22 protein-coding genes are annotated in these 22,012 nt (G+C 57.9%); 12 read left to right on the top strand and 10 right to left on the bottom strand.

Going from position 1 to position 22,012, the window contains the following annotated elements:
- Positions 1-141: 141 nt before the first annotated feature.
- A complete protein-coding gene (locus tag MK208_RS14950) occupies positions 142-756 on the top strand; it encodes an alpha-ketoglutarate-dependent dioxygenase AlkB (protein WP_294117975.1) in 615 nt (204 codons plus the stop codon).
- A 10-nt stretch (positions 757-766) separates the two neighbouring features.
- On the opposite strand, the gene MK208_RS14945 is transcribed toward MK208_RS14950, so the two are convergent.
- Complete coding sequence (locus MK208_RS14945) at positions 767-1,288, bottom strand: SH3 domain-containing protein (RefSeq protein ID WP_294117972.1); 522 nt, start codon at positions 1,286-1,288, stop codon at positions 767-769.
- A 71-nt stretch (positions 1,289-1,359) separates the two neighbouring features.
- Positions 1,360-2,181: an ABC transporter permease gene (locus MK208_RS14940; RefSeq protein WP_294117969.1), complete on the bottom strand. Its 822-nt coding sequence runs from the start codon at positions 2,179-2,181 to the stop codon at positions 1,360-1,362.
- A 118-nt stretch (positions 2,182-2,299) separates the two neighbouring features.
- Between MK208_RS14940 and cysQ the strand changes: the two genes are divergently transcribed.
- From cysQ to MK208_RS14920, 4 genes are read left to right on the top strand one after another with little or no spacing between them, the layout of a single operon-like run.
- Entirely contained in the window at positions 2,300-3,097 is a 798-nt protein-coding gene (cysQ, locus tag MK208_RS14935) for a 3'(2'),5'-bisphosphate nucleotidase CysQ (protein WP_294117966.1), read from the top strand.
- Positions 3,097-3,897 carry a manno-octulosonate cytidylyltransferase gene (locus MK208_RS14930; RefSeq protein ID WP_294117961.1) on the top strand — a complete coding sequence of 267 codons (801 nt, stop codon included), beginning with the start codon at positions 3,097-3,099 and terminating at the stop codon, positions 3,895-3,897. Before cysQ ends, MK208_RS14930 begins: the two co-directional genes overlap by 1 nt.
- Positions 3,894-5,195: a glycosyltransferase gene (locus MK208_RS14925; RefSeq protein WP_294117959.1), complete on the top strand. Its 1,302-nt coding sequence runs from the start codon at positions 3,894-3,896 to the stop codon at positions 5,193-5,195. Before MK208_RS14930 ends, MK208_RS14925 begins: the two co-directional genes overlap by 4 nt.
- Positions 5,192-6,220 carry an NAD-dependent epimerase/dehydratase family protein gene (locus MK208_RS14920; RefSeq protein WP_294117957.1) on the top strand — a complete coding sequence of 343 codons (1,029 nt, stop codon included), beginning with the start codon at positions 5,192-5,194 and terminating at the stop codon, positions 6,218-6,220. The genes MK208_RS14925 and MK208_RS14920 overlap by 4 nt, the downstream gene beginning before the upstream one ends.
- 6 nt (positions 6,221-6,226) lie before the next feature.
- Here MK208_RS14920 and MK208_RS14915 read toward each other — a convergent pair whose 3' ends face one another.
- Positions 6,227-8,122: a nucleoside-diphosphate sugar epimerase/dehydratase gene (locus MK208_RS14915; RefSeq protein ID WP_294117955.1), complete on the bottom strand. Its 1,896-nt coding sequence runs from the start codon at positions 8,120-8,122 to the stop codon at positions 6,227-6,229.
- 368 nt (positions 8,123-8,490) lie between these two features.
- Between MK208_RS14915 and MK208_RS14910 the strand changes: the two genes are divergently transcribed.
- From MK208_RS14910 to MK208_RS14880, 7 genes are all read left to right on the top strand, one after another.
- The gene (locus tag MK208_RS14910; protein WP_294117953.1) at positions 8,491-9,594 is read left to right on the top strand and encodes a polysaccharide biosynthesis/export family protein; all 1,104 of its coding nucleotides are present in this window, start codon (positions 8,491-8,493) and stop codon (positions 9,592-9,594) included.
- A 198-nt stretch (positions 9,595-9,792) separates the two neighbouring features.
- On the top strand, positions 9,793-10,686 hold the full coding sequence (gene galU, locus MK208_RS14905; RefSeq protein ID WP_294117951.1) for a UTP--glucose-1-phosphate uridylyltransferase GalU: 894 nt from the start codon (positions 9,793-9,795) through the stop codon (positions 10,684-10,686).
- 23 nt (positions 10,687-10,709) lie between these two features.
- A complete protein-coding gene (gene galE, locus MK208_RS14900; protein ID WP_294117950.1) occupies positions 10,710-11,693 on the top strand; it encodes a UDP-glucose 4-epimerase GalE in 984 nt (327 codons plus the stop codon).
- 22 nt (positions 11,694-11,715) lie between these two features.
- On the top strand, positions 11,716-12,912 hold the full coding sequence (locus MK208_RS14895) for a glycosyltransferase family 1 protein (protein ID WP_294117948.1): 1,197 nt from the start codon (positions 11,716-11,718) through the stop codon (positions 12,910-12,912).
- A 49-nt stretch (positions 12,913-12,961) separates the two neighbouring features.
- Positions 12,962-13,972 (top strand): glycosyltransferase family 2 protein, encoded by a 1,011-nt coding sequence (locus tag MK208_RS14890; protein ID WP_294117947.1) that lies wholly within the window; start codon positions 12,962-12,964, stop codon positions 13,970-13,972.
- Positions 13,969-15,666, top strand: a complete 1,698-nt coding sequence (locus MK208_RS14885; protein WP_294117944.1) for a beta-1,6-N-acetylglucosaminyltransferase — start codon at positions 13,969-13,971, stop codon at positions 15,664-15,666. The genes MK208_RS14890 and MK208_RS14885 overlap by 4 nt, the downstream gene beginning before the upstream one ends.
- Before the next feature lie 6 nt (positions 15,667-15,672).
- Positions 15,673-17,097, top strand: coding sequence for a sulfotransferase family 2 domain-containing protein (locus MK208_RS14880; protein WP_294117941.1), 1,425 nt, complete (start codon positions 15,673-15,675; stop codon positions 17,095-17,097).
- Between the two features lie 52 nt (positions 17,098-17,149).
- On the opposite strand, the gene MK208_RS14875 is transcribed toward MK208_RS14880, so the two are convergent.
- The 7 genes from MK208_RS14875 to MK208_RS14845 all read right to left on the bottom strand — a co-directional run bounded on the left by MK208_RS14875 (position 17,150) and on the right by MK208_RS14845 (position 21,918).
- Positions 17,150-17,614 carry a PTS sugar transporter subunit IIA gene (locus MK208_RS14875; protein WP_294117938.1) on the bottom strand — a complete coding sequence of 155 codons (465 nt, stop codon included), beginning with the start codon at positions 17,612-17,614 and terminating at the stop codon, positions 17,150-17,152.
- 42 nt (positions 17,615-17,656) lie between these two features.
- Complete coding sequence (raiA, locus tag MK208_RS14870; protein WP_168590870.1) at positions 17,657-18,226, bottom strand: ribosome-associated translation inhibitor RaiA; 570 nt, start codon at positions 18,224-18,226, stop codon at positions 17,657-17,659.
- A gap of 228 nt (positions 18,227-18,454) precedes the next feature.
- Positions 18,455-19,213 carry an LPS export ABC transporter ATP-binding protein gene (lptB, locus tag MK208_RS14865; protein ID WP_294117933.1) on the bottom strand — a complete coding sequence of 253 codons (759 nt, stop codon included), beginning with the start codon at positions 19,211-19,213 and terminating at the stop codon, positions 18,455-18,457.
- A gap of 2 nt (positions 19,214-19,215) precedes the next feature.
- Positions 19,216-19,698 (bottom strand): lipopolysaccharide transport periplasmic protein LptA, encoded by a 483-nt coding sequence (lptA, locus tag MK208_RS14860; RefSeq protein ID WP_294117931.1) that lies wholly within the window; start codon positions 19,696-19,698, stop codon positions 19,216-19,218.
- Positions 19,699-19,712: 14 nt separating this feature from the next.
- Entirely contained in the window at positions 19,713-20,312 is a 600-nt protein-coding gene (gene lptC, locus MK208_RS14855; protein WP_294117928.1) for an LPS export ABC transporter periplasmic protein LptC, read from the bottom strand.
- Between the two features lie 7 nt (positions 20,313-20,319).
- Entirely contained in the window at positions 20,320-21,294 is a 975-nt protein-coding gene (locus MK208_RS14850) for a KpsF/GutQ family sugar-phosphate isomerase (RefSeq protein ID WP_294117927.1), read from the bottom strand.
- 12 nt (positions 21,295-21,306) lie between these two features.
- Entirely contained in the window at positions 21,307-21,918 is a 612-nt protein-coding gene (locus tag MK208_RS14845) for a ribonuclease D (RefSeq protein ID WP_294117924.1), read from the bottom strand.
- Positions 21,919-22,012 lie beyond the last annotated feature (94 nt).

Genomic DNA, 22,012 nt, shown 5'->3' with positions numbered 1-22,012 from the left:
ACTTAGCACACGGCGGGTAAGCCGAAATGCGCTTCGCAGCGTATATAGGGAGCAAGAATTACTGCTGCAAGCATCTCGAAAGGGGGATTGTGGCCCAAACGCTACAAATTATGCTGCATTTTAAATATGAGGGCGGAGAATTTGGCAGAACCCTTAAAAATTGCCGGTTTTGAGATTTTCAAAGACTGTCTGACCCCTGAGGAGCAGGCTGCAATGGTCTCGGATTTACGCGCGGTGGCGCAGGTGGCGCCGATGCGGCATCCGGTGACTCGCTGGGGCAAGCAGATGAGTGTGAAAATGACCAGCGCCGGGCGTTTGGGCTGGATCAGCGACAAACGAGGCTACCGCTATGAGGCGCGCCATCCCGATGGCATGGCTTGGCCGCCGATCCCGCAGCGCATTCTGGATCTGTGGCAAAGTAAAACCAATTTGGCGCGGCAACCAGATTGTTGCCTGATCAATTTCTACGGCGAAGGCGCGCGCATGGGGCTGCATCAGGACAATGACGAAGGCGATTTTTCCTACCCAGTGTTATCCGTGAGCCTGGGGGACGACGGGTTGTTTCGCATGGGCGGGACCGAGCGTGGCGGCAAGACGCAATCGGTCTGGCTAAAGTCCGGTGATGTGGTTGTGATGGGTGGCGCGGCGCGGCTGGCCTATCACGGAGTCGACCGGATTCGCTTTGGGAGCTCGTCTGTGTTGCCGGATGGCGGACGGATCAACATCACGCTGCGGGTGGTTGCTGATCCGGTTTAGGTTTGTGCTGTTAGTGCATAGCGATCGAGCAGCAGCCCGCGTAGAGCGTTGCGCTTTGATCATGGCGCAGGAACAGGCCGACCTGGAGACCAAACATGCGGTCTGACATGCCGTCATTGCATTCGGCGCGGCGTATTTGCGCGGAGGAGTCAGCAAAGCCGAGGGCGTAGAGGTCTGTGCGACCACTGGCGGGCACAATCAGACCCGCGCCAGGGATGTCGATCTGGGTTTCCGGCGTTCTGATAGCGACGCCTTGGCCCTGCGTGATGTCGGCAGACCAGAAAGGTTCTGTGCCAAAGCAGGTCAGCGCGTGAGCCAATGCGTAGTCGGGATTGTCTTCGTGGCGCGCAAGGTAGCGCATCGCAACCCAACCGCTGGTTTCGCCCAAATTGACGCGGCCCCATGTGCCGGCGTCGTTGGTGGCTGTGACCTCGATATTTTTTGCGTCGTGGGCAAGGGTGCCGCGCTTTTCAGCACTGCCATTGGGCTGGGCGCGGACATTGAGTGTGTCGTTGGCGGCGACGCCCGTCACGTTGAAAAGCGCGGGGAATGGGTCGGCTAAGGCAACGAAAGGCCACAACAGAAACAAAAGGACAAAGCGCATCAGCGACGGGCACTCCAAGACAAGGATGCGTGTTTGCGGGTGTAGAATTCGCCCATCAGGCCCACCATCAACAGCACCATACCAACGATGATCGGATACTCGATGGAGGAGTTGCGCGGGAAATAGTTGATAAAGGCAAAGCCGCGTGCCTGGTCGATACAGTGAAACAGCGGGTTCCAGTCAAACATCGCCAGCATGAACGGCGGCAGGGTGTTGGCCACAAACATCTTGCCGGAGGCGATCATATTGGCGCGGGCGTAGATGGTGTTGGCGATGCCGACAAAGGTCGGGAACCAAGGTTTGAGGGCCAGAAAAACGGTGCCGATGGCGAGGCCGGTGAACCAGGCCAGCAGCAACATGCCAAAGGTTGGAATGGGCTGATCGATCTCAAACGGGGTGAAGGCGACGTGGTAGACAAACAGGATCGCAGCCAAAGAGAGCACTTGAATATAAAGCGTGCCAAGCGCGGCGGACATGATCGCGATGATGGTGTTCATCGGCGCGTGTTTCATCATCGGCGAGGAGGGACCCTCGGAATTGACCACTGACCCCATGGTTTTGGTGTGGGTCATAAACAGGAAAACGCCGGACATGATGTAGATGAGGAAGTCACCGCGCAGGGCCGCGCCGCGCAGGCCGAGCACCGAGAACATTACGTAAAACGCCATCACGAAGATCACGGTTTGCAGCATATTCATGACAATCGACATAAGCGCGTTGCCATGGCTTTTGCGCACGCTTCGGACAATGGCGTGGTAGATTAGTTCGGCGATATTAAGTGCCGACGCGAAGGTCGTTTTGGGTGCGGATTGCTGAAACATTGCCTGTGCCGGTTGCGGAGCGCCCTTAATATGGCAGGGATTTCTTGCCGTTCTGTTACGCAGAGAGCATAAGGGGCGCGATGGAAATAAACAACAAATGCCTTTTAGGAGACCTCCTTTGAATTACGACAGTTTGATCCCGGTTATTCGCAAGCTGGCCATTGAGGCTGGTGCCGAAATTATGAAAATTTATCAAGCGGATGACTTTGATGTGAAAGTGAAAAGCGATGACAGCCCAGTGACAGCGGCAGATGAGGCAGCAGATGCGCTGATTTCGGCCGGTTTGCGGGCGGCATTTCCGGATGTGATGCTGGTGACCGAGGAACAGGCAGAGAGCCACACAGCGAAAGGCGATACATTTTTGATCGTTGATCCGCTGGATGGCACCAAAGAGTTCATTCATCGCCGTGGCGATTTCACCGTGAACATTGCCTACGTCGAAAACGGCGTGCCGCAGCGTGGTGTGGTTTACGCACCGGCCAAGAACCGCATGTTCTTCACGCAAGCTGACGGTCAGGCGGTGGAAGAGACCGGCGCGTTTGACCCGGAGACCGTGGGTGAGGTCAAAGCGATCAATGTGGCGGACAGCGACAACGCGGCGCTTTACGTCGTGGCGTCCAAGTCCCACCGCGATCAGGCGACCGACGATTACATCAACAAATACAATGTCAAAGACATGAAGAGCGCGGGGTCCTCGCTGAAGTTCTGTCTGGTGGCCACGGGTGAGGCGGATGTCTATCCGCGCGTTGGTCGCACTATGGAGTGGGACACCGCTGCGGGTCATGCGGTGCTGTTGGGCGCTGGCGGGGATGTTGTGCGCTTTGATGACCACACGCCGCTGAAGTACGGTAAAGAAGATTTTGCCAACCCGTTCTTCATTGCCTACGCCCCTAAAGTGGAGCTGAAAGAAGCCTGATGTCCGTCTTGATCGTCATCCCGGCGCGGTACGCGTCCACACGCTATCCCGGCAAACCGCTGGCGGAACTCAAAGGCGCAAGCGGGGAGGTGAAAAGCCTGATCCGGCGCAGTTGGGAAGCCGCCTGTGCGGTGAAGAGCGTGGATCGCGTGGTTGTGGCGACGGATGACGATCGCATCAAGGTGGCAAGCGAAGCCTTTGGCGCAGAAGTGGTGATGACCTCGCCAGACTGCGCCAATGGCACCGAACGCTGCGCCGAGGCGTTTGACGTTTTGGGTGGCGGTTATGAGATTGTGGTGAACCTGCAGGGTGATGCACCGCTGACACCGGCTTGGTTTGTGGAAGACCTGGTAGAAGGGCTGCGCAACGATCCGGTGGCAGAGGTTGCGACGCCGGTGTTGCGCTGTGACGGGCGGGCGCTTAATGGCTTTTTGGAAGATCGTAAGGCCGGGCGTGTGGGCGGCACCACGGCGGTGTTTTCCAAAGACCGCCATGCGCTCTATTTCTCCAAGGAAGTGGTGCCGTTCACCGATGCCACCTTTGCCGATGAGGACGAAACGCCGGTGTTTCACCATGTCGGGGTCTATGCCTATCGGCCCTCTGCGCTGGGCGCGTATCCGCGTTGGGACGCCGGACCACTGGAGCAGTTGGAAGGGCTGGAGCAGCTGCGGTTCATGGAGCAGGGTCGGCAGGTGCTTTGCGTCGAAGTCGCGGCGCGTGGGCGGCAGTTCTGGGAGCTGAACAACCCGGAAGACGTGCCGCGAATTGAGGCAATGATGGCGCAGATGGGCACCGCATGAGCTTGCCCGCCGGACAGCCAACCATCAGCGTGGTGGTGGTGAGCTGGCGGCGGCCGGAGGCGCTTAAGCGTGCCTTGGTGGGCATCTCGCAGCTGCGTTATCCCGCGTTTGAGGTTGTGGTGGTCGCAGATGCTGCTGGATTGGCGGCGGCCAAAGACTTGCCGTTTGGCGATCAGCTCAAAACGGTGGAATACGAAACCCCCAACATTTCGGCGGCGCGCAACCGGGGGATTGCCCATGCGGCGGGCGAGGTTGTGGCGTTTATCGATGACGATGCGGTCCCGGAAACCGGCTGGCTGCACCATTTGGCGGCGCCGTTTGCCAAGCCAGAGGTGGCGGCAGCGGGCGGATATGTGCGCGGGCGAAATGGGATCAGCTTTCAGTGGCAAGCGCAGAGTGTCGATGGCACGGGCGCGGGGGTGCCGTTTGAGATCCATGGTGATGATCCGGTGGTATTGACCCCCAATGCGGAGCGGGCGATCAAGACCGAAGGCACCAATATGGCGTTTCGGCGCGAGGTGCTGGCGGAGCTTGGCGGGTTTGATCCCGCGTTTCACTACTATCTGGATGAAACCGATCTAAATCTTCGGCTGGCGGCAGCGGGACACAAGACCGCGATTGTGCCACGGGCCGAGGTGCATCATGGCTTTGCGGAGAACCGGCAGCGGACAGGAGCGCGGGTGCCGCGGGATCTGAGCGAAATTGGGGCCAGCAAGGCGGTGTTTTTGCGCAAGCATTGCCCGGAGGGTCAGCGCGATGCGGTGTGGAAAGCCTTTTGCCAGGGGCAGCGGCGGCGGTTGCTACGCCACATGGTGGCAGGCCACATCATGCCCGGCGATGTGCGCCGGCTGATGCGCGGTCTGCAGCAAGGTTACGCGGAGGGGCAGAGCCGGGCGCTGGGCCAAACGCCGGAGTTGACACGCGCGGCGGAGGGCTTTGCGCCTTTGGAGGTTGAGGTCGGTCCACAGGTGGTGATCTTTGGGCGCTATTGGCGGCGGCGCGCGATATTGCGCGAGGCCCGGCAAGCAGCGCAGGACGGCAAGCTTCCTTCAGTATTCATCTTCTCTCGCACAGGGTTATTCCATTCGGTGCGCTTCGATCCGGCTGGGTTCTGGATGCAGCGCGGCGGGCTGTTTGGGCGCTCTGAGCGGCGCCAGTCGCTGTTTCGCATCGGCGGTTTTGGCGCGCGGCTTAAGCAAGAATTTCAACGGGTTGCGGTGCAGCGGCTTTTGTCAGAAACGCTGTTGCCCAAACGATTGCAGACAAAACAACACGCTCAGAAACGGAGCAGATCATGACGCAGGATCAACAACGCACCGCCTTGGTAACAGGCACCGCCGGGTTCATTGGTTTTCACACCGCAGAGCGGTTGTTGCAGGAGGGCTGGAAGGTTGTCGGGTTGGACGCGATGACCGACTACTATGATGTGACCCTGAAAGAGCGGCGTCACGCAATCCTGAAGCAGAGCGGGCAGTTCACCGCTGTGGAAGATCGGCTGGAGGGCGACGGTGTCTTGATGGGGCTGTTCGCTGCGCACAAGCCGGATGTGGTGATCCACCTCGCGGCACAGGCAGGGGTGCGCTACTCGATTGATGCGCCTCGCTCTTATGTGGAGGCCAATCTGGTGGGCACATTTGAGTTGCTGGAGGCCGCGCGGGCCTATCCGCCGCAGCACATGTTGCTGGCCTCTACCAGTTCGGCCTATGGCGCCAACACCGAGATGCCTTATGCGGAGACCCATAAGGCTGACAGTCAGATGTCGTTTTATGCGGCCACCAAGAAGGCCAACGAGGTCATGGCGCATTCCTATGCGCATCTTTATCACCTGCCGACCACGATGTTCCGGTTTTTCACTGTTTATGGCCCCTGGGGGCGGCCGGATATGGCGCTGTTCAAATTCACCAAGGCGATTTTGGAGGGAAGCGCGATCGACATCTATAACCACGGCTATATGAGCCGTGATTTTACCTACATCGATGATCTGGTGACCGGCATTGTGAACCTGATTGTGGCCGCGCCAGAGGCGGCGGAGGGTCGCGAAGGTGCGCGCGAGGGCGACAGTCTGAGCCCGGTGGCGCCGTGGCGTGTGGTGAACATCGGCAATGGGCAGCCGGTGCAGCTGATGAAGTTTGTTGAGGCCATTGAAGCGGCGCTGGGCCAGGAGGCCAAGAAGAACTTTATGGACATGCAGCCGGGCGATGTGCCTGCGAGCTGGGCGGATGCGCGACTGCTGGAACAGTTGACCGGCACCATCCCGCAAACGCCCGTGGCAGAGGGTGTTGCGAAGTTTGTGGCGTGGTATCGCGAGTATTACGGCGTTTAAAAGCGCTTAGGATTCGCCCACAACGGAGAGCGCCGGAGTCTTGGGTGGTGTCAGCGCGGCAACTTCGGTGTCTTCGTTTTCAACATAGCGCCGCAGGGTTGCGGTCAGCAGGTTGAGGTCGCGGGCTTCGATGGCGCGCCGGAGTTCTTGCAGCGCGCTGGCGATTTGCAGCTCCGAGAGCATTTTTTCCTGCGCGCGCATGATTTTGGGATGCGGCGTGGTGAGCATGTCGCTGCCGATCAGCAGCTCCTCATGCATTTTTTCGCCCTCTTGCAGGCCGGTGAAGGTGATCGCGATGTCGCCAGCCGGGTTGGTTTCGTCCCGGATAGAGTGGCCTGCGGCCTCGATCATTTTGCGGGCCATGTCGTGAATTGAGACAGGCTCGCCCATATCCAGCACAAACACATCTCCGCCACGGGAAAAGCTGCCCGCCAGCAGCACCAGACGTACCGCTTCATCAATGGTCATGAAGTAGCGCGTGACCTCTGGATGGGTCACAGTCACAGGGCCAAGGTCGCGGATTTGTTTCTGGAACAACGGGATGACAGAGCCGGACGACCCCAGCACATTACCAAAGCGCACCATGGAAAACTTGGTGTTCTCAGACCGTTTGGCGAGATCCTGAATGACAAGTTCTGCCATTCTCTTGGTGCAGCCCATCATGGAGGACGGGCGCACGGCTTTGTCTGTGGAGACAAGAATAAAGCGATCCACGCGGGCCAGGCGCGCCTCCTCTGCAAGCACACGGGTGCCGATCACGTTGTTGCGCACGCCTTCAAACACGTTGGTTTCCACAAGGTTTACGTGTTTGTAAGCCGCGGCGTGGAACACCACTTCGATCTGATGCTTCATCAGGGTTTCGCGCATCAGTTCCGGATGTTTGATGCTCCCCAGAACGGCGGTCATGCGCAGACCGGGGTTTTCCTGTTTCAGCTCGTTGGCGATTTTGTAGAGCGCGAACTCGCTGTGGTCGACCAGCACCAGTTCCTGAGGTCGGCAGCGGGCAATTTGGCGGCAGAGTTCGCCGCCGATAGATCCGCCAGCGCCAGTCACAAGAATGCGGTGGTCGCGGTAGGTGCTTTCGGTTTGCGGTAGTTCGCTTTCGACAGCGTCACGGCCCAGTAGGGTGTCGAGCTGGATCGGGGCAGCGGCGGTGGCTTCTTCCCCGCGCAAAACGATGTCGGCAAAGGAGGGCAAGGCCAGCACTTCGCAGCCCAGAGCGGACAGGCGTTTGCCAATTTGCAGCCGCACGGATTGGTTGGCAGACGGCATGGCCAGAACGACACGGTCGATGCGGTTGCGGCGGACAATGGCGGCAATGCGCTTGGGGGAGTGGACCTTAAGCCCCAGGATGGTGAGCTTTTGCAGGTTTGGATCGTCGTCGACAAAGCCGAAGGGTTTGAACTCGTGATCGGTTTGCAGCGCGGCGGCCATTTGCTGGCCGGTCTGGCCCGCGCCATAGATCAGCACCTGTTTGCGGGGCATTTGGGTTGTGTAGATACGCTCGACAATGCGCAACATCACAAAGCGGCTGCCAACCGAAAGGAAGGCAAACAGGGCGCCAAACTCCAGCATGGTGCTGAGCGACAAATGGGACGGGCCGATGGCTTCAGCAACCACATAGCCGGTGACGGACAGGGCCACGGCAACGATGAAAACTTTGGCCACTTCGTCAATGCCGAAGGTGTTGAGTTTCACGCGGTTAAGGCCAAAACCGTGCAGGGCGACTGCGCCCACCGCCAGTACCGCGGGGAGGTACCAGGCCACGGTCATCCATTGGGTCGATTCGGCGGTGTTAGAGAAGGCCACGCACAGCGCAAAAATGATCGCCGCGAGATCGACGCACAAAAGCACAATCGCTTTCTGCAAGTGCGTCAGGTTCGTTAGAAGTTTGAAAAGCATAATGTTTGCTCACAAATCGGGCTAAATTGGATCGTTTAAAAATACGTCTTGAGCTTTGCTCAGAAATGTAGGGAATTCTTCCCGAAAGAGTATTTGTCTTTGGTGGTAGTGGCATGCCGCCTTGAGCGGGCACGATTAACTTATATTACACGGTACTCAAAATTTGAATTGGTTTCTAAACCATTTGTTAACACCTGCCAACACTGCGTGGGTGCTGCCCAAAAAATAGGCAAAGGTCTGCCTGTGGGGTGTGTCGCGGAGATGTTGGCAGAGTCCGGCGGGACACAACAGGTGGAAAAGTTAAGAGTGAGCGCTTGTTTTTGGGCAGAGACCGGTTCTAAAAGAGTGAAAAATTTATGAGGCGAATTATGCGGCGAGTGGGTTTGAAGGCAGTTTTGGCGCTTGCCATGCTCTCCATTGCTGGGTGTTCGCTGCCGCGTGGCGGTCCAATCGCATCTGAACTTGTCGGTGAGTCTGCTGTGCCGCAAGACATTCAGGTCGCAGAAGTTACCCGACAAAATGTCTCCCAGATCGGAAAGTGGCCGGAGACCGGCTGGCACGGACATTACCATTGGTTTGCCCGATCGCCGGGCCCCAAAAGCCGGATTATCCAGACCGGCGATCAGGTCACGCTGACGGTTTGGGACAATCAGGAAAACTCACTGTTGCTTGGTCCGGCGGATCGGTCCGTGCCGCTGCGGCCGGTGGAAGTTACGGAAGCGGGTACGATCTTTGTACCTTATGTGAATGACATTATGGTGGCGGGGCTGACGCCGTATCAGGCGCGGGAGAAAATTCAGGGGCAGATGACCCCGATTGCACCGTCCGCTCAGGTTCAGATCGATGTGATTCCCGGGCCATCTAACTCGGTGGATGTGGTCACAGGAGTGGCCTCTCCCAGCCGGTTGCCGCTGTCGGATCGTAATGTCTCTATTCTGTCGGTGATTGCACAATCTGGTGGGGTGAGTGAGAGCATTACCAACCCGCTGGTGCGGTTGCAGCGGCAGGGGAAGTCTTACGAAATTCCACTGGATAGCTTGCTGAAAGACCCGGCCAAGAACGTGATCATGCGCGGTGGCGATCAACTGATTGTCGAGGAAGAAGAGCGGTATTTTGTGGCGGTGGGCTCCACCACCAAAGAAGAGTTGGTCTATTTCCATCAGGAGCACATCACGGCGCTTGAGGCGGTGTCTTTGCTGGGCGGGCTAAACGATGCCCGCGCCAACCCACAGGGGCTGTTTGTGTTGCGTCAGTACCCGGAGTCCGCCGTTCGTCAGGATGGCACCGGCCCGGCGTCCCAACATGTGATTTTCCGGTTCGATCTGACCAAGGCGGATGAGTTGTTTGGTGCCAAGAACTTCCATGTGCAGCCAGCGGATATTGTGGTTGCCAGTGAGTCGGCAGTGAAACCGGCACAGGCGGTGATTGCGCTGGTCGGCTCGTTGTTTGCCATTTCGAACGTATTTAATTGATGCGGATATAAAAAGCGCCCGTTAAAAGGGCGGTGTGGGAAAGACTCGGACGGCTTGCTTTGTTTGTGTAGAAATGGACGCAAAATCGTGTTATCGCCGAATGTAATTTAAAACAGAATTTTTATCATCTAATCGATAGTTTGTAGGTTGGTGTCCAGCTATGTGGCGCCACAGCACAGTGACCAGAGAGAGCGACCAATGCAGCGTAAAGTTACCAAGGCCATTTTTCCTGTAGCGGGCATGGGGACCCGGTTTTTGCCGGCGACAAAATCAGTACCCAAGGAAATCATGACATTGGTGGATCGTCCGTTGATCCAATATGCGATTGATGAGGCGCGTGAGGCGGGAATCACGGAATTCATCTTTGTGACCTCGCGGGGCAAAGGCGCGCTGGAAGATTATTTCGACTGTGCACCCCAGCTGGAACAGACGCTGCGCGAAAAAGGAAAAACCGACCTGTTGGCTGCTGTTGAAGCGACCAATATGGAAAGCGGAGCAATTGCCTATATCCGCCAACACAAGGCGATGGGGCTTGGCCATGCGGTCGCCTGCGCAAGTCGTTTGGTGTCGGATGAGCCCTTTGCAGTGATCCTGCCGGATGATGTGATTGCCGGCGAAACTTCCTGTCTGAAGCAGATGGTCGACGCCTATCAGGAAACCGGTGGGTGCATGGTGGCCGCCATGGAAGTGCCTCCGTCCAAAGCCTCGTCTTATGGCGTGCTGGATGTGAAAGAAGACATGGGGTCAATGGTCTCTGTCAAAGGCATGGTGGAGAAGCCAGCGCCAGGGACCGAGCCGTCCAATTTGGCGGTGATTGGTCGTTATATTCTGACTCCGGAGATCTTCGCCAATCTCAAAGGGCAGGGCGAAGGCGCAGGCGGTGAAATCCAGTTGACCGATGCAATTGCTGCTGAGATTGCCAAGGGCGAAAACGTATTTGGTTATCGCTTCCAGGGCCAGCGGTACGATTGCGGTTCCAAAGCGGGCTTCTTGCAGGCCACTGTGGCCTTTGCGTTGGAACGCGATGATCTGCGTGATGAGCTGTCCCAGTATCTTGAAGAGCTGGTGGTGGCCCGCCGCGCCGCGGAATAAGAGCCCCTGAAAGGATTTCTACTGTGAACCACGTAATCGTCACGGGCGGCGCGGGCTACATTGGCTCGCACGCGTGCAAAGCTTTGGCACAGGCCGGCTTTGTGCCTGTCACTTTCGATAATCTTGTCACCGGTTGGGAAGATGCGGTCAAATTTGGCCCCTTTGAAAAGGGCGACCTGCTGGACCGCGCGCGGCTGGATGAGGTGTTTTCTGCATATGAGCCGGTCGCGGTCATGCATTTTGCAGCATTGTCTCAGGTTGGCGAAAGCATGAAGGCGCCAGGGAAATACTGGCTTAACAACGTCCAGGGCTCTCTGAATCTGATAGAGGCGACGGTGGAAGCTGGGGTGCGCAATTTTGTGTTCTCTTCAACCTGTGCGACCTATGGCGACCATGACAATGTGACGCTTGATGAAAGTGTCGAGCAATTGCCGATCAATGCCTATGGGGCGTCAAAGCGGGCCATCGAAGATATGCTGCGCGATTTTGATGCGGCCTATGGGCTGCATTCGGTGATCTTCCGGTATTTCAACGTGGCGGGCGCGGATCCGGAGGCAGAGGTGGGCGAATTCCACCAGCCGGAAACCCATCTGATCCCGCTGATGTTGGATGCGATTGACGGGAAACGCGATGCGCTGACCATTTTTGGCACGGACTACGACACGCCCGATGGCACCTGTATTCGAGATTACGTACATGTGTGTGATCTGGTGGATGCGCATGTGCTGGGGCTCAAGCGTCTTTTGGATGGACATGGCAGCCGGGTGTTCAACCTGGGCACTGGCACCGGGTTTTCTGTGCGCGAAGTGATTGACCAATCCCGTGCGGTGACCAATCGGGCGGTGCCTTACAATGAGGGGCCGCGCCGTGCTGGCGATTGCACCAAGCTGGTCTCCGGCTCGACACGGGCGGAGAAAGAGCTAGGGTGGGAGCCGAAACGCTCCAAGATGGACCTGATGATTGCCGATGCATGGAGATGGCATCAGACCGGGCATTACGACAAGTAATCCCCCCGCTCGACTTCTGGAAATGACACGGGTGCTGGCCCTTGCCGGGCGGCGCCCGTCTGGCGTGGACCGGGTGTGTCTGGCGTATCTGCGCGCAGTGTTGGCGGATGATGTGCCGTGCTTTGGCTTGGTGCGGACCGGTTTGGGTTATGTGCTGCTCGATCAGATAGGGATGCGCACCTGCCTGGAGGCGATAGAAGGGCAACGAGACTGGCCTGCCCCGGATTTTGTGTCCCGGTTGCGCCACCGCGCGGGTAGTCCGCGACGGGTGCCGGACACGATGGCCCGGCAGATGGCGATTGCGCGGGCGCGGCCTCGTGGTTTGGGGCGCATGTTGCGGCGGTATTTGCCCACGGGGAGTGTGTATCTCAACGTGGATCAGACCACGTTCACAACTCGTGTGGCGCGGGCTGTGAAGCGTGTAAAAGGCGGTAAGATCACGGTGTTTTTGCATGACACTATTCCGTTGGATCATCCGCAGTACCAGACGCCGAAGTCGGTGGAAAAGCTGGCGGCCATTCTGAAGCGGTGTGCCAGCTACGCGGATTTGATCCTGACCAACTCGCACGTTTCGGCCAGTGACATCACCCGCCACATGGCGCCTTTGGGGGAGGTGCCTCCCGTGGAGGTTGCGCATCTTGGGGTGGAGGATGATTTTTTCGAAAGCGAGAACAATGACGTGAGCGTTAGCGTGGCTGCGCCCTATTTACTGTGTTTGGGCACCATTGAGCCGCGCAAGAATATCGGGTTCCTGTTGGACCTGTGGGAAGGAATGGCAGAGCGGTTTCCAGCGAGCGAGATGCCACATTTGGTGATCGCGGGACGCCGTGGGTGGGAAAGCGTCGACGTATTGGCGCGGCTCGAATCATCGCCTCTAAGGGGTCAGTTTCTGTTGGAATTTAATGATTTAGGGGATTTGGAACTGAAGTCCTTGATGGCGGGTGCGGCTGGCTTGCTGTTCCCGAGCCATGCGGAAGGATTTGGCTTGCCCCCCGTTGAAGCCGCGGCGATGGGGGTGCCGGTGGTGGCCAATACCTTGACGGTTTTGCGGGAAATTCTTGGGGATTATCCCATTTACGCAAGCGTTTCAGATGTTTATCTATGGGAAACAATCATTCAGTCCCTGGTCACCGCACAAGAGGCTGAAAAAGAAGCAAATCCGCGTTTTTCCCCACCCACTTGGGAGGCGCATTTCAATACGGTCTTAAGGGTCACGTGATACACCCTGTAGCTGGACCTTCAAAGATTGGGAAAGGTTGAGGACAGGGGTGAGTGCGCTGCAATCATATCGGCTTCGGATCAGACGCCGGCATCGTCTTGTGCGCGCGATCCGGAAGCGGCGTGAGCTGCGCAGCATGGCGGACCGCACGGCGCAGATCAAACCGTCGGACCTGCTGGCGTTTTCAACCCTGCGCAACGAGCATATTCGCCTGCCGTATTTTCTCGATTACTACCGCAATAAGGGTATCAATCACTTCCTGATGGTGGACAACGACAGCGATGACGGTTCGCTGGAGTATCTGATGGAGCAGCCGGATGTGTCGGTGTGGCACACCCGCAAGAGCTATAAAAAGTCCAAGTTTGGCGTGGATTGGCTCAACTGGTTGCAGTTCCGCTATGGCCACAATCACTGGTGTCTGGTGGTCGATCCGGACGAGTTCTTTATTTATCCATTCTGCGACACGCGTCCGATCCGGGCGCTGACCGATTGGCTGGATGCGAGTTCGATCAAATCTTTCAGTGCGATGCTTTTGGATATGTATCCGCGTGGGCCGATCACGGAGCAGCCCTATCAGGCGGGGCAGGACCCGATGGAGATCGCCTGCTGGTTTGATGCGGGCAACTACACGATGACAAAGAACCCGCAGTATGGAAACCTGTGGATTCAAGGTGGGCCACGGTCGCGGGTGTTTTTCCCAAATGAGCCGGAACTGGCCCCGGCGCTGAACAAAATTCCACTGGTGAAGTGGAACCGGCGCTATTGTTATGCCAGCTCGACCCATATGCTTCTGCCTCGTGGTTTGAACCAGGTGTATGACGAGTGGGGCGGGGAAAAAGCCTCTGGCCTGCTGCTGCACGCGAAGTTTCTGGATACGTTCACCGCCAAGGCGGAAGAGGAGCTGGTGCGCAATCAGCATTACTCCGCAAGTGTGGAATACACGGCCTATGCCGAGCGGCTTCGGGATGCGCCGGAGCTGTGGTGCAAATGGAGTGAGAAATACATCAACTGGCGCCAGCTGGAGATTCTGGGCCTCATGTCCAAGGGGAACTGGGCATGAGTGTGGGCATTCTCATGTTGGTGCACACCGCCTTTGACCGCGCAGAGCAAGTGGCGCGGCACTGGACCAAATACGGTTGTCCGGTGGTGATCCATGTGGATGCCTCGGTGAAGCCCAAGGCGCATAAGAAGTTTGTCAAAGCGCTGGAAGATGTACCGGATGTACGCTTCTGCAAGCGGCACAAATGTGAATGGGGGGACTGGGGGCTGGTGGCCGCTAGTCAGTCGGCAGGGGAGACCATGCTGGCCGAGTTCCCGGAGGTGCGCCACATCTACCTGTCTTCCGGGTCTTGTTTGCCCTTGCGACCAGTGCAGGAGTTGAAAGATTATTTGGCGGCGCGGCCGCGGACGGATTTTATCGAGAGTGCGACCACGGCGGATGTGCCCTGGACCGTGGGGGGATTGGACGCGGAGCGGTTTACGCTGCATTTCCCGTTCTCCTGGAAGAAGCACCGGTTCCTGTTTGACAAATGGGTGGATATTCAGCGTTTCCTGCGGGTGAAACGGAAGATCCCCAATGGCGTTGTGCCACATATGGGCAGCCAGTGGTGGTGCCTGACACGGCAGACGTTGTCGGCGATTTTGCAGGATCCGGATCGGGACACGTTTGATCGCTACTTTAAGCGGGTGTGGATTCCGGACGAGAGCTATTTCCAGACCTTGGCGCGGCTGTATTCGAGCAATATCGAGAGCCGGTCGCTGACGCTGTCGAAGTTCGACTTTCAGGGAAAGCCGCATATCTTTTATGACGACCACTTGCAGCTGTTGCGGCGGTCTGATTGCTTTGTGGCGCGCAAAATCTGGCCGCGTGCCAGCAAGCTGTATAACGGCTTTTTGCGCAGCCCAGAGGGCGCCATCAAGATGAGCGAACCCAATCCGGCGAAGATTGACCGGATCTTTGCCAAGGCTGTGGAGCGACGGACCAAAGGGCGCACGGGGCTTTACATGCAGAGCCGTTATCCCAACGAGGGGTGGGAAAACGGCATGACCTTCGGGCGGTATTCGATCTTCCAAGGGTTTGCGCAGCTGTTTGAGGACTTTGAGCCATGGCTGGCCCGGGCCACTGGGACGCGGGTGCATGGGCATCTTTTTGCGCCGGAAGGGGCAGAGTTTGAGGGCCGTCAGAAAGTCATCAACGGGGCGCTGAGCGACGATCCGAAGTCGCGTGATTACAACTCGATCGCGTTTTTAACCAATCTGGTCTGGAACACGCGCGGCGAGCGGCAGTGTTTTCAGGTGGGGCCACGGGATGAGGGCGCGCCGGTTTGGTTTTTTGCCAAAGACCCCAATGCGCAGGTGTCGGTGATCAGCGGGGCCTGGGCGATACCGCTGTTCAAGTCGAATCTAGATTTTGCCGACATTCGCAAAGAGGCCGCGCGTCTTCAGAAGTTGGAAAACGATCAGCTTTATGCATTGCGCAGTCCCTATGCCAAGGCGCGGGTACGGATCTGGACGTTGGCTGAATTTATCGAAGCGCCGATGGAACCTTTGCAGACTATCATTGACGAGATCGGGCCGGAGAAAGCGCGCCGTTTGGCGGAGGCGCCGACGATGACCGATTTGACCGGATTTGGTCAGTTCCTGCAAAACCTGAAAAACCAAGGCATGCACCCTTACCTGATGGGCGATTTTCCCGTATCTCAGGGGGAGGCCGATCAGAAGAAGCCGCCACGGAAACCCTATTTGGTGCAGTAACGCCCTATGACCAAACCCTTTGATTATTTTGTGGTCTTTGCCGAGATGCGGACCGGGTCCAATTATCTGGAAGCCAATATCAACGGGTTTGAGGGTCTCAGCTGTCTGGGTGAAGCGTTTAATCCGCATTTCATTGGATACCCCAACAAGGATGATTGTCTTGGCGTATCTCTGGAACAACGGACAGCCGACCCGCAGGTTTTGATTGATGCGATGAAATCTAACGACGTGTTGTCAGGGTTTCGGTACTTCCACGATCATGAGCCACGGGTGCTCAACACGATGTTGGAAGACCCGCGTTGCGCAAAGATCATCCTGACTCGCAATCCGCTCGATAGCTATGTGAGCTGGAAGATCGCGCAGGCCACCGGGCAGTGGAAGCTAACCGATGTGCGCCGCCGGCGCGATAGCAAGGTGAAGTTTGATGGCGTGGAGTTCCGGCGCCATGTGGAAGAGTTGCAGGACTTTCAGGTCTCCTTGATGCGGGCGCTTCAGGTGAGCGGCCAAACGGCGTTCTATATTGCTTATGAAGACCTGCATGATCTTCAGGTGATGAACGGGTTGGCGCGGTTTCTGGGGCATGATGAAGAGCTTGAGGAACTGAACCAGAAGCTGAAACGACAGAACCCCAGCCCGTTGTCTGAGAAGGTCTCCAACTTTGGTGAAGTAACCTTAGCCCTGGCGGATTTGGATCGCTTTAACCTCAACCGCACGCCGAATTTTGAGCCGCGCCATGGGGCGGCGGTGCCAAGCTATGTGGCTTGTGCGGCGTCACCGTTGTTGTTTTTGCCGTTGCGGTCCGGGCCAACGGAGGCCGTCACCAAATGGATGGCGAAGATGGATCGGGTGGGGAATGATGGTCTGATCCGCAAATTCAGCCAGAAGAGCCTGCGCCAGTGGAAGAAGGCCCATAAGGGACATCGCAGTTTTACCGTGATCCGCCACCCTGTGGCACGTGTGCATGCGGCGTTTTATGACTGCATACTGGCGGCAGAACAGGGGCCCTACAAGAAGCTGCGCAATACATTGCGGCGGGTGTACAAGATGCCGCTGCCCAAGGATCCGCCAGGGGCGGAGTATACGGCGGAGGCGCATCGAGCCGGGTTTGTGGCGTTCCTTGGATTTGTGAAGGCGAATCTGGCGGGGCAGACCAGCCTGCGGCAGGATTCGCATTGGGTCAGCCAGACCACGGCGTTGCAGGGATTCGGCGATCTGTCACTGCCGGATATGATTGTGCGCGAAGATGAGATGATGAGCTATCTGCCCGCGCTGGCGATGCAGGTGGGGCGCATGGATGCGCCGGACCCGGTAACGGTGGACACAGGGTATCCGGTGGCGCTTGAAGAGATCTACGATCAGGAGATCGAGAAGCTGTGTCAGGATATCTACAAGCGCGACTATATTGCGTTTGGGTTTGACAGCTGGACGTAAAAATGCGCCGTCAGCGGGGCTGCGGCGCGTTGAATGTCTCTTATCGGCCAGCTTAGGCTGCCTGAACCTTGTCGCCTTCGGTCAGGATCGTGAACAACGTGGCCGCGTCCGGGTTGGCGCGCAGCTTGGCGCAGATCGCGGACTCGCGCAGGTGACGGGACACTTTCGCCAAGGCTTTGAGGTGCTCGACACCGGCCTCTTCCGGGGCAAACAGCGCGAAGGCGATGTCGATTGGCTGGCGGTCCACCGAATTGAAATCAACTGGCTTTTCCAGAAGGATGAAGGCGCCGACGACGCTTTCCAAGCCTTCGAAGCGGGCGTGTGGCAAAGCCACCCCGTGGCCCACGCCGGTGGGGCCAAGGGTTTCGCGTTCTATCAGAGCTTCGACAACCCCAGGCGCGTTCAGCCCGTAAGCTGACTCGGCCAGGTCGCCAAATTCTTGCAACAAACGCTTTTTGCTTGAGGCGGCTGTGACAACACGTACCGCCTCAGGCTTGAGGATGGTAGAAAGGTCCATAGGGCCTGTATCTCCGGAGCGCGCTTTGATGCGCTTACTCACTTATGCTTGCGGATCGATCCAGCCGATATTGCCGTCCTCACGGCGATAGACCACGTTCAATCCGTCTTTACCTTCGTTCTTGAAGACAAGCACCGGGGACCCTGCAAGTTCCATCTGCATCACGGCTTCGCCAACGCTTAGGGACGGGATCTTGGTCTCCATCTCGGCAACGATGACTGGCTGCAGGGTGTCGGGCTCGGCCTCATGTTCTTCAGCTTCAGGCGCGAGGATATACGAGGAAGCGCCGAAAAGTTCAACCGGGTCCTGACGTTCCTTATGGTGATCCTTCAGTCGTCGCTTATACCGACGCAGTTGTTTGTCCATTTTTTCCGCACAACTGTCAAAAGCGGCGTAGATTTCAGTTTCATGTGCTTTGGCTTGGGCGGTCAGTCCGGTGGACAGATGCACCGTGGCCTCGCAGACATATTCGTGCGCGTGTTTGGAGAACGTGATCGTCGCGTCGGTAGGTCGGCCGGCGTATTTGTCGAGCACACTGCCAAGCTCCGTTTTCACGTGAGTTTGCAGAGCATCACCAACGTCGATGTGTTTTCCGGTAATCTGATAGCGCATCCTGTCTCCTTTTCGATGACATGTCGGACCACGGGCTTGAGATGCCCGTTATCAGTTAGGTCCGAATGCTGGAAATCGACATTGCCAACCCTTGCGAAAGACCGGGCCTTTTTGCGAAGGCCGCCACGGTCACAGCGGGGAGTCGATCAAATGTCATGCGTCCATTTGAGTAGGCAGACGGTTAAGAGTCAATGATCGAGCGCAAGATTGTGCGCTTTTCCGCGTGTGTCAGGAGATGCGGAAGTTTTCGCCCAGATAGACACGGCGCACGTTTTCGTTTTCCACCACCTCGTCCGGGGTGCCGGACATGAGCACCTTGCCGTCATGCAGGATGTAGGCGCGGTCGACAATTTCCAGCGTCTCGCGCACGTTGTGGTCGGTGATCAACACGCCGATGCCACGTTTCTTGAGGTCCGCGACCAGATGGCGAATGTCGCCCACCGAGATCGGGTCCACACCTGCAAATGGTTCGTCCAGAAGCAGGTATTTGGGATCGGCGGCCAGACAGCGGGCAATTTCCACGCGGCGGCGTTCACCACCAGACAGGGCCAGTGCAGGGGCGCGGCGCAGGTGCTCGATGGAGAACTCGCTCAGGAGCTCCTCAAGGCGCTCACGGCGCTTGTGGCGGTCTTTGTGGGTGATGTCGAGGATAGCGGTGATGTTGTCTTCCACCGACAGGCCACGGAAGATCGACATCTCTTGCGGCAGATAGCCGATGCCCAGCTTGGCGCGGCGATACATCGGCAGGGTGGTCACGTCCCGACCGTCGATGGACACACGCCCGCCTTCGGGCACCAAGAGGCCTGCGACCGCATAAAAGGTGGTGGTTTTACCGGAGCCATTTGGACCCAGCAGCGCAACAACTTCGCCGCGCTGCAACTCCATGGAGAAGTCTCGGATCACCACGCGCTTGCGATAGGCCTTGCGCAGGCTTTGCACCTGTAGTCCGGAGCTGCCTTTGGTGACGGAGAGATCGGGTTTGGCCATGGTTACTGAGACTTCAGAACTGTTTTCACATTGCCGCTCATCTGCGCGGTGTTGTCTGTTAGATTGAGGCGCATTTTGTCCGCGGTGATGGTGGTTTTGGACTGTACGACCGTCACATTGCCGGTCATTTCGACGGTGCCATCATCGATGCTGTAGATCGCTTGATTGGCCTCGGCCGCATCGGGCCCTTGGACAAGGAGCACGTTGCCTTCCGCCACGAGGCGGGCGATGGCCTGGGTTTCCTGATTGTAGTGCACGTTCACCTTGTCGGCGGTCATGCGCATGTCACCTTGGGAGACATCCACTTTGCCCTCAAACACGGCGCTGCCGTCAGATTGATTCACCGAGAGAGTCTCGGCGGTGACTTCGACCGGCAGGCCGGTATCTTGTTGGATCTGGCCAAAGCCAACCTGGAACCCCTGTGCCATCCCAGCGACGGGAACCACCGTCAGGAGGGAAATTGCCAAAGCACGGATCAAAAACACAGGGTCACCTCGTCTCAGTTTGCGGGCGTGTATAGCAGTCGCACACCTTTTGTGAAAAACAAATAAATTTCATTGTTTTCCCCAGATGGGCGCAGGGCCATGCGGCCTGCTTCCAAGGTGCCAAGGCCGCTTTCGGCCAGAATTTCACCGGCGGTTTCGGCGCGTGCGTCTTCCAGGCCAAAGATCATGGTTTCGGTGGTGATGGTGTAGCCTGCAGAGGTGACAATCTCGACGTCGCCGTCAAGCTCGACCTCGTTAAACGTGCTGCTCATCTCACCCGCTTCGGCGCGCACAGTGATTTCGGTGCCGTCGGTGGTGCTGATCAAAGCGCCGACTTGTTCTGCGATGATACGAGAGGGGTCGTCGATATCCGGATGCGCGGTGGCGGAGGTCAACGTGATGTTGTGGCCATCGTCGGTTTGGCCGGCGATATACGGCGCGGTGATTTGTCGGTCGCGCAGACGTTTTTCGAGCTCCACATCCGCAAAGGGAATGGCGCTTTCGAGATCGACTTCGTGAGAGATCAGGAAAAGCGTGGACAGGATGCCGAGTGCGGTCAGGGGCAGCAGCACCTTCAGCCAGGCAACCAGGTTGGAATATGTGAGGCGGCGCACCACCGGTTTAGCCGAGCCCGGCGCGCAGGCAGTCGTGGATGTGCAAGAGGCCCTCGGGGGTGCCTGCGCCATTGGGATCGATCACAAACAGACACGTGATCTTGCGTTGATTCATGATGGCCACGGCTTCTTCGGCCAAGGCGCCGGGCGCAATGGTTTGCGGATCGGCGGTCATAACTTCCACGGCGGTGCGGTCCAGCAGACCGTCCATATGGCGGCGCAAGTCCCCATCGGTGACAATGCCGAGGAGCGCGCCGGTGTCATTGGTGACGCCAACAACGCCAAAGCCTTTCTGGCTGATTTCCAACAAGGCATCACTCATTTGGGTCTGCGCGTCGATCAGAGGTAGGGCCTCGCCGACATGCATCAGGTCACGCACACGAGAGAGCTGCGCGCCCAGTTTGCCGCCGGGGTGGAATTCGCGGAAGTTTTCCGGGGTGAACTTGCGGTGCTCCATCAGGGCCACAGCAAGGGCGTCGCCCAGCGCGAGGGTCATGGTTGTGGTGGTGGTTGGCACCACGCCGGTGCCACAGGCTTCTTCGGCTTTGGGCAGGATCAGCCCGACATCACTTTGCTTGATCAGCGTGCTGTCGGGACGGCTGGCGACGCCGATCAGCGGGATGTTGAAGCGGCGCGTATAGGCTACCAGATCGGCCAGCTCCGGAGTTTCGCCGGAGTTGGACAGCACAAGCGCAACGTCGCCTTGTGCCATCATGCCCAGATCGCCGTGGCTGGCCTCGGCCGGATGCACAAAATGGGCCGGGGTGCCGGTGGAGGCAAAGGTCGCAGCGATCTTGCGGGCGATGTGGCCGGATTTGCCCATGCCAGAGATGATCACCCGGCCATTGGCGGAGAGCAGCAGTTCAATGGCTTCACCAAATTCGGCGCCCAGGCTGTCGCCCAAGGCAGAAAGCGCCGCGGTCTCGATGGAGATCACACGGCGGGCGGTGTCCAGAAAGGTTTGCTTGTCGGCGTCCGTCATGGGGCGGCTCCGTTAGTGCGCAAAGATGTCCTGTTCCGGCCAGCCGGCCAGATCCAGTTTGGCGCGCGTCGGCAGGAAGTCAAAGCAGGCCTGGGCCACTTCGGTGCGGCCTTCACGGGCAAGACGTTCGTTCAGTTTCTCGCGCAGACCGTGCAGGTACAAAACGTCAGAGGCGGCGTAGTCGAGCTGTGCGTCCGTCAGGGTTTCAGCACCCCAGTCGCTCATCTGCTGTTGCTTGGACACATCGACGCTCAGCAGTTCCTGAAGCAGGTTTTTCAGGCCGTGGCGGTCGGTGTAGGTGCGCACCAGTTTGGAGGCGATTTTGGTGCAATAGACCGGCGCGGTGAGGGCGCCAAAGGCGTGGTACATGGCGGCAATGTCAAAGCGGCCAAAGTGGAAGAGTTTCAACACATTTGGGTCTTCGAGCATTTTGCACAGGTTCGGCGCCTCGGTTTGGCCTTTGGCGACTTGCACAAGGTGGGCGTTGCCGTCGCCACCAGACATCTGGATCACACAGAGGCGGTCGCGATGGGGGTTGAGCCCCATGGTTTCGCAGTCAATCGCCACAACCGGGCCAAGGTCCAGGTCGTCAGGCAGGTCGTTTTGATAAAGGAAATTTGCCATAGGTGCCTCAATGTCTCTGATGACAAGCACTTACGGCTTTGTGCGGCGTGTTTCAATGTTTCGTGGGGGATTGTTGTTAATGTGGCATGGGGTT

The organism is Shimia sp., from assembly GCF_022448905.1.
Classification (GTDB): Bacteria; Pseudomonadota; Alphaproteobacteria; order Rhodobacterales; family Rhodobacteraceae; genus Shimia.
This window is presented reverse-complemented; position numbering and strand designations above follow the sequence as displayed.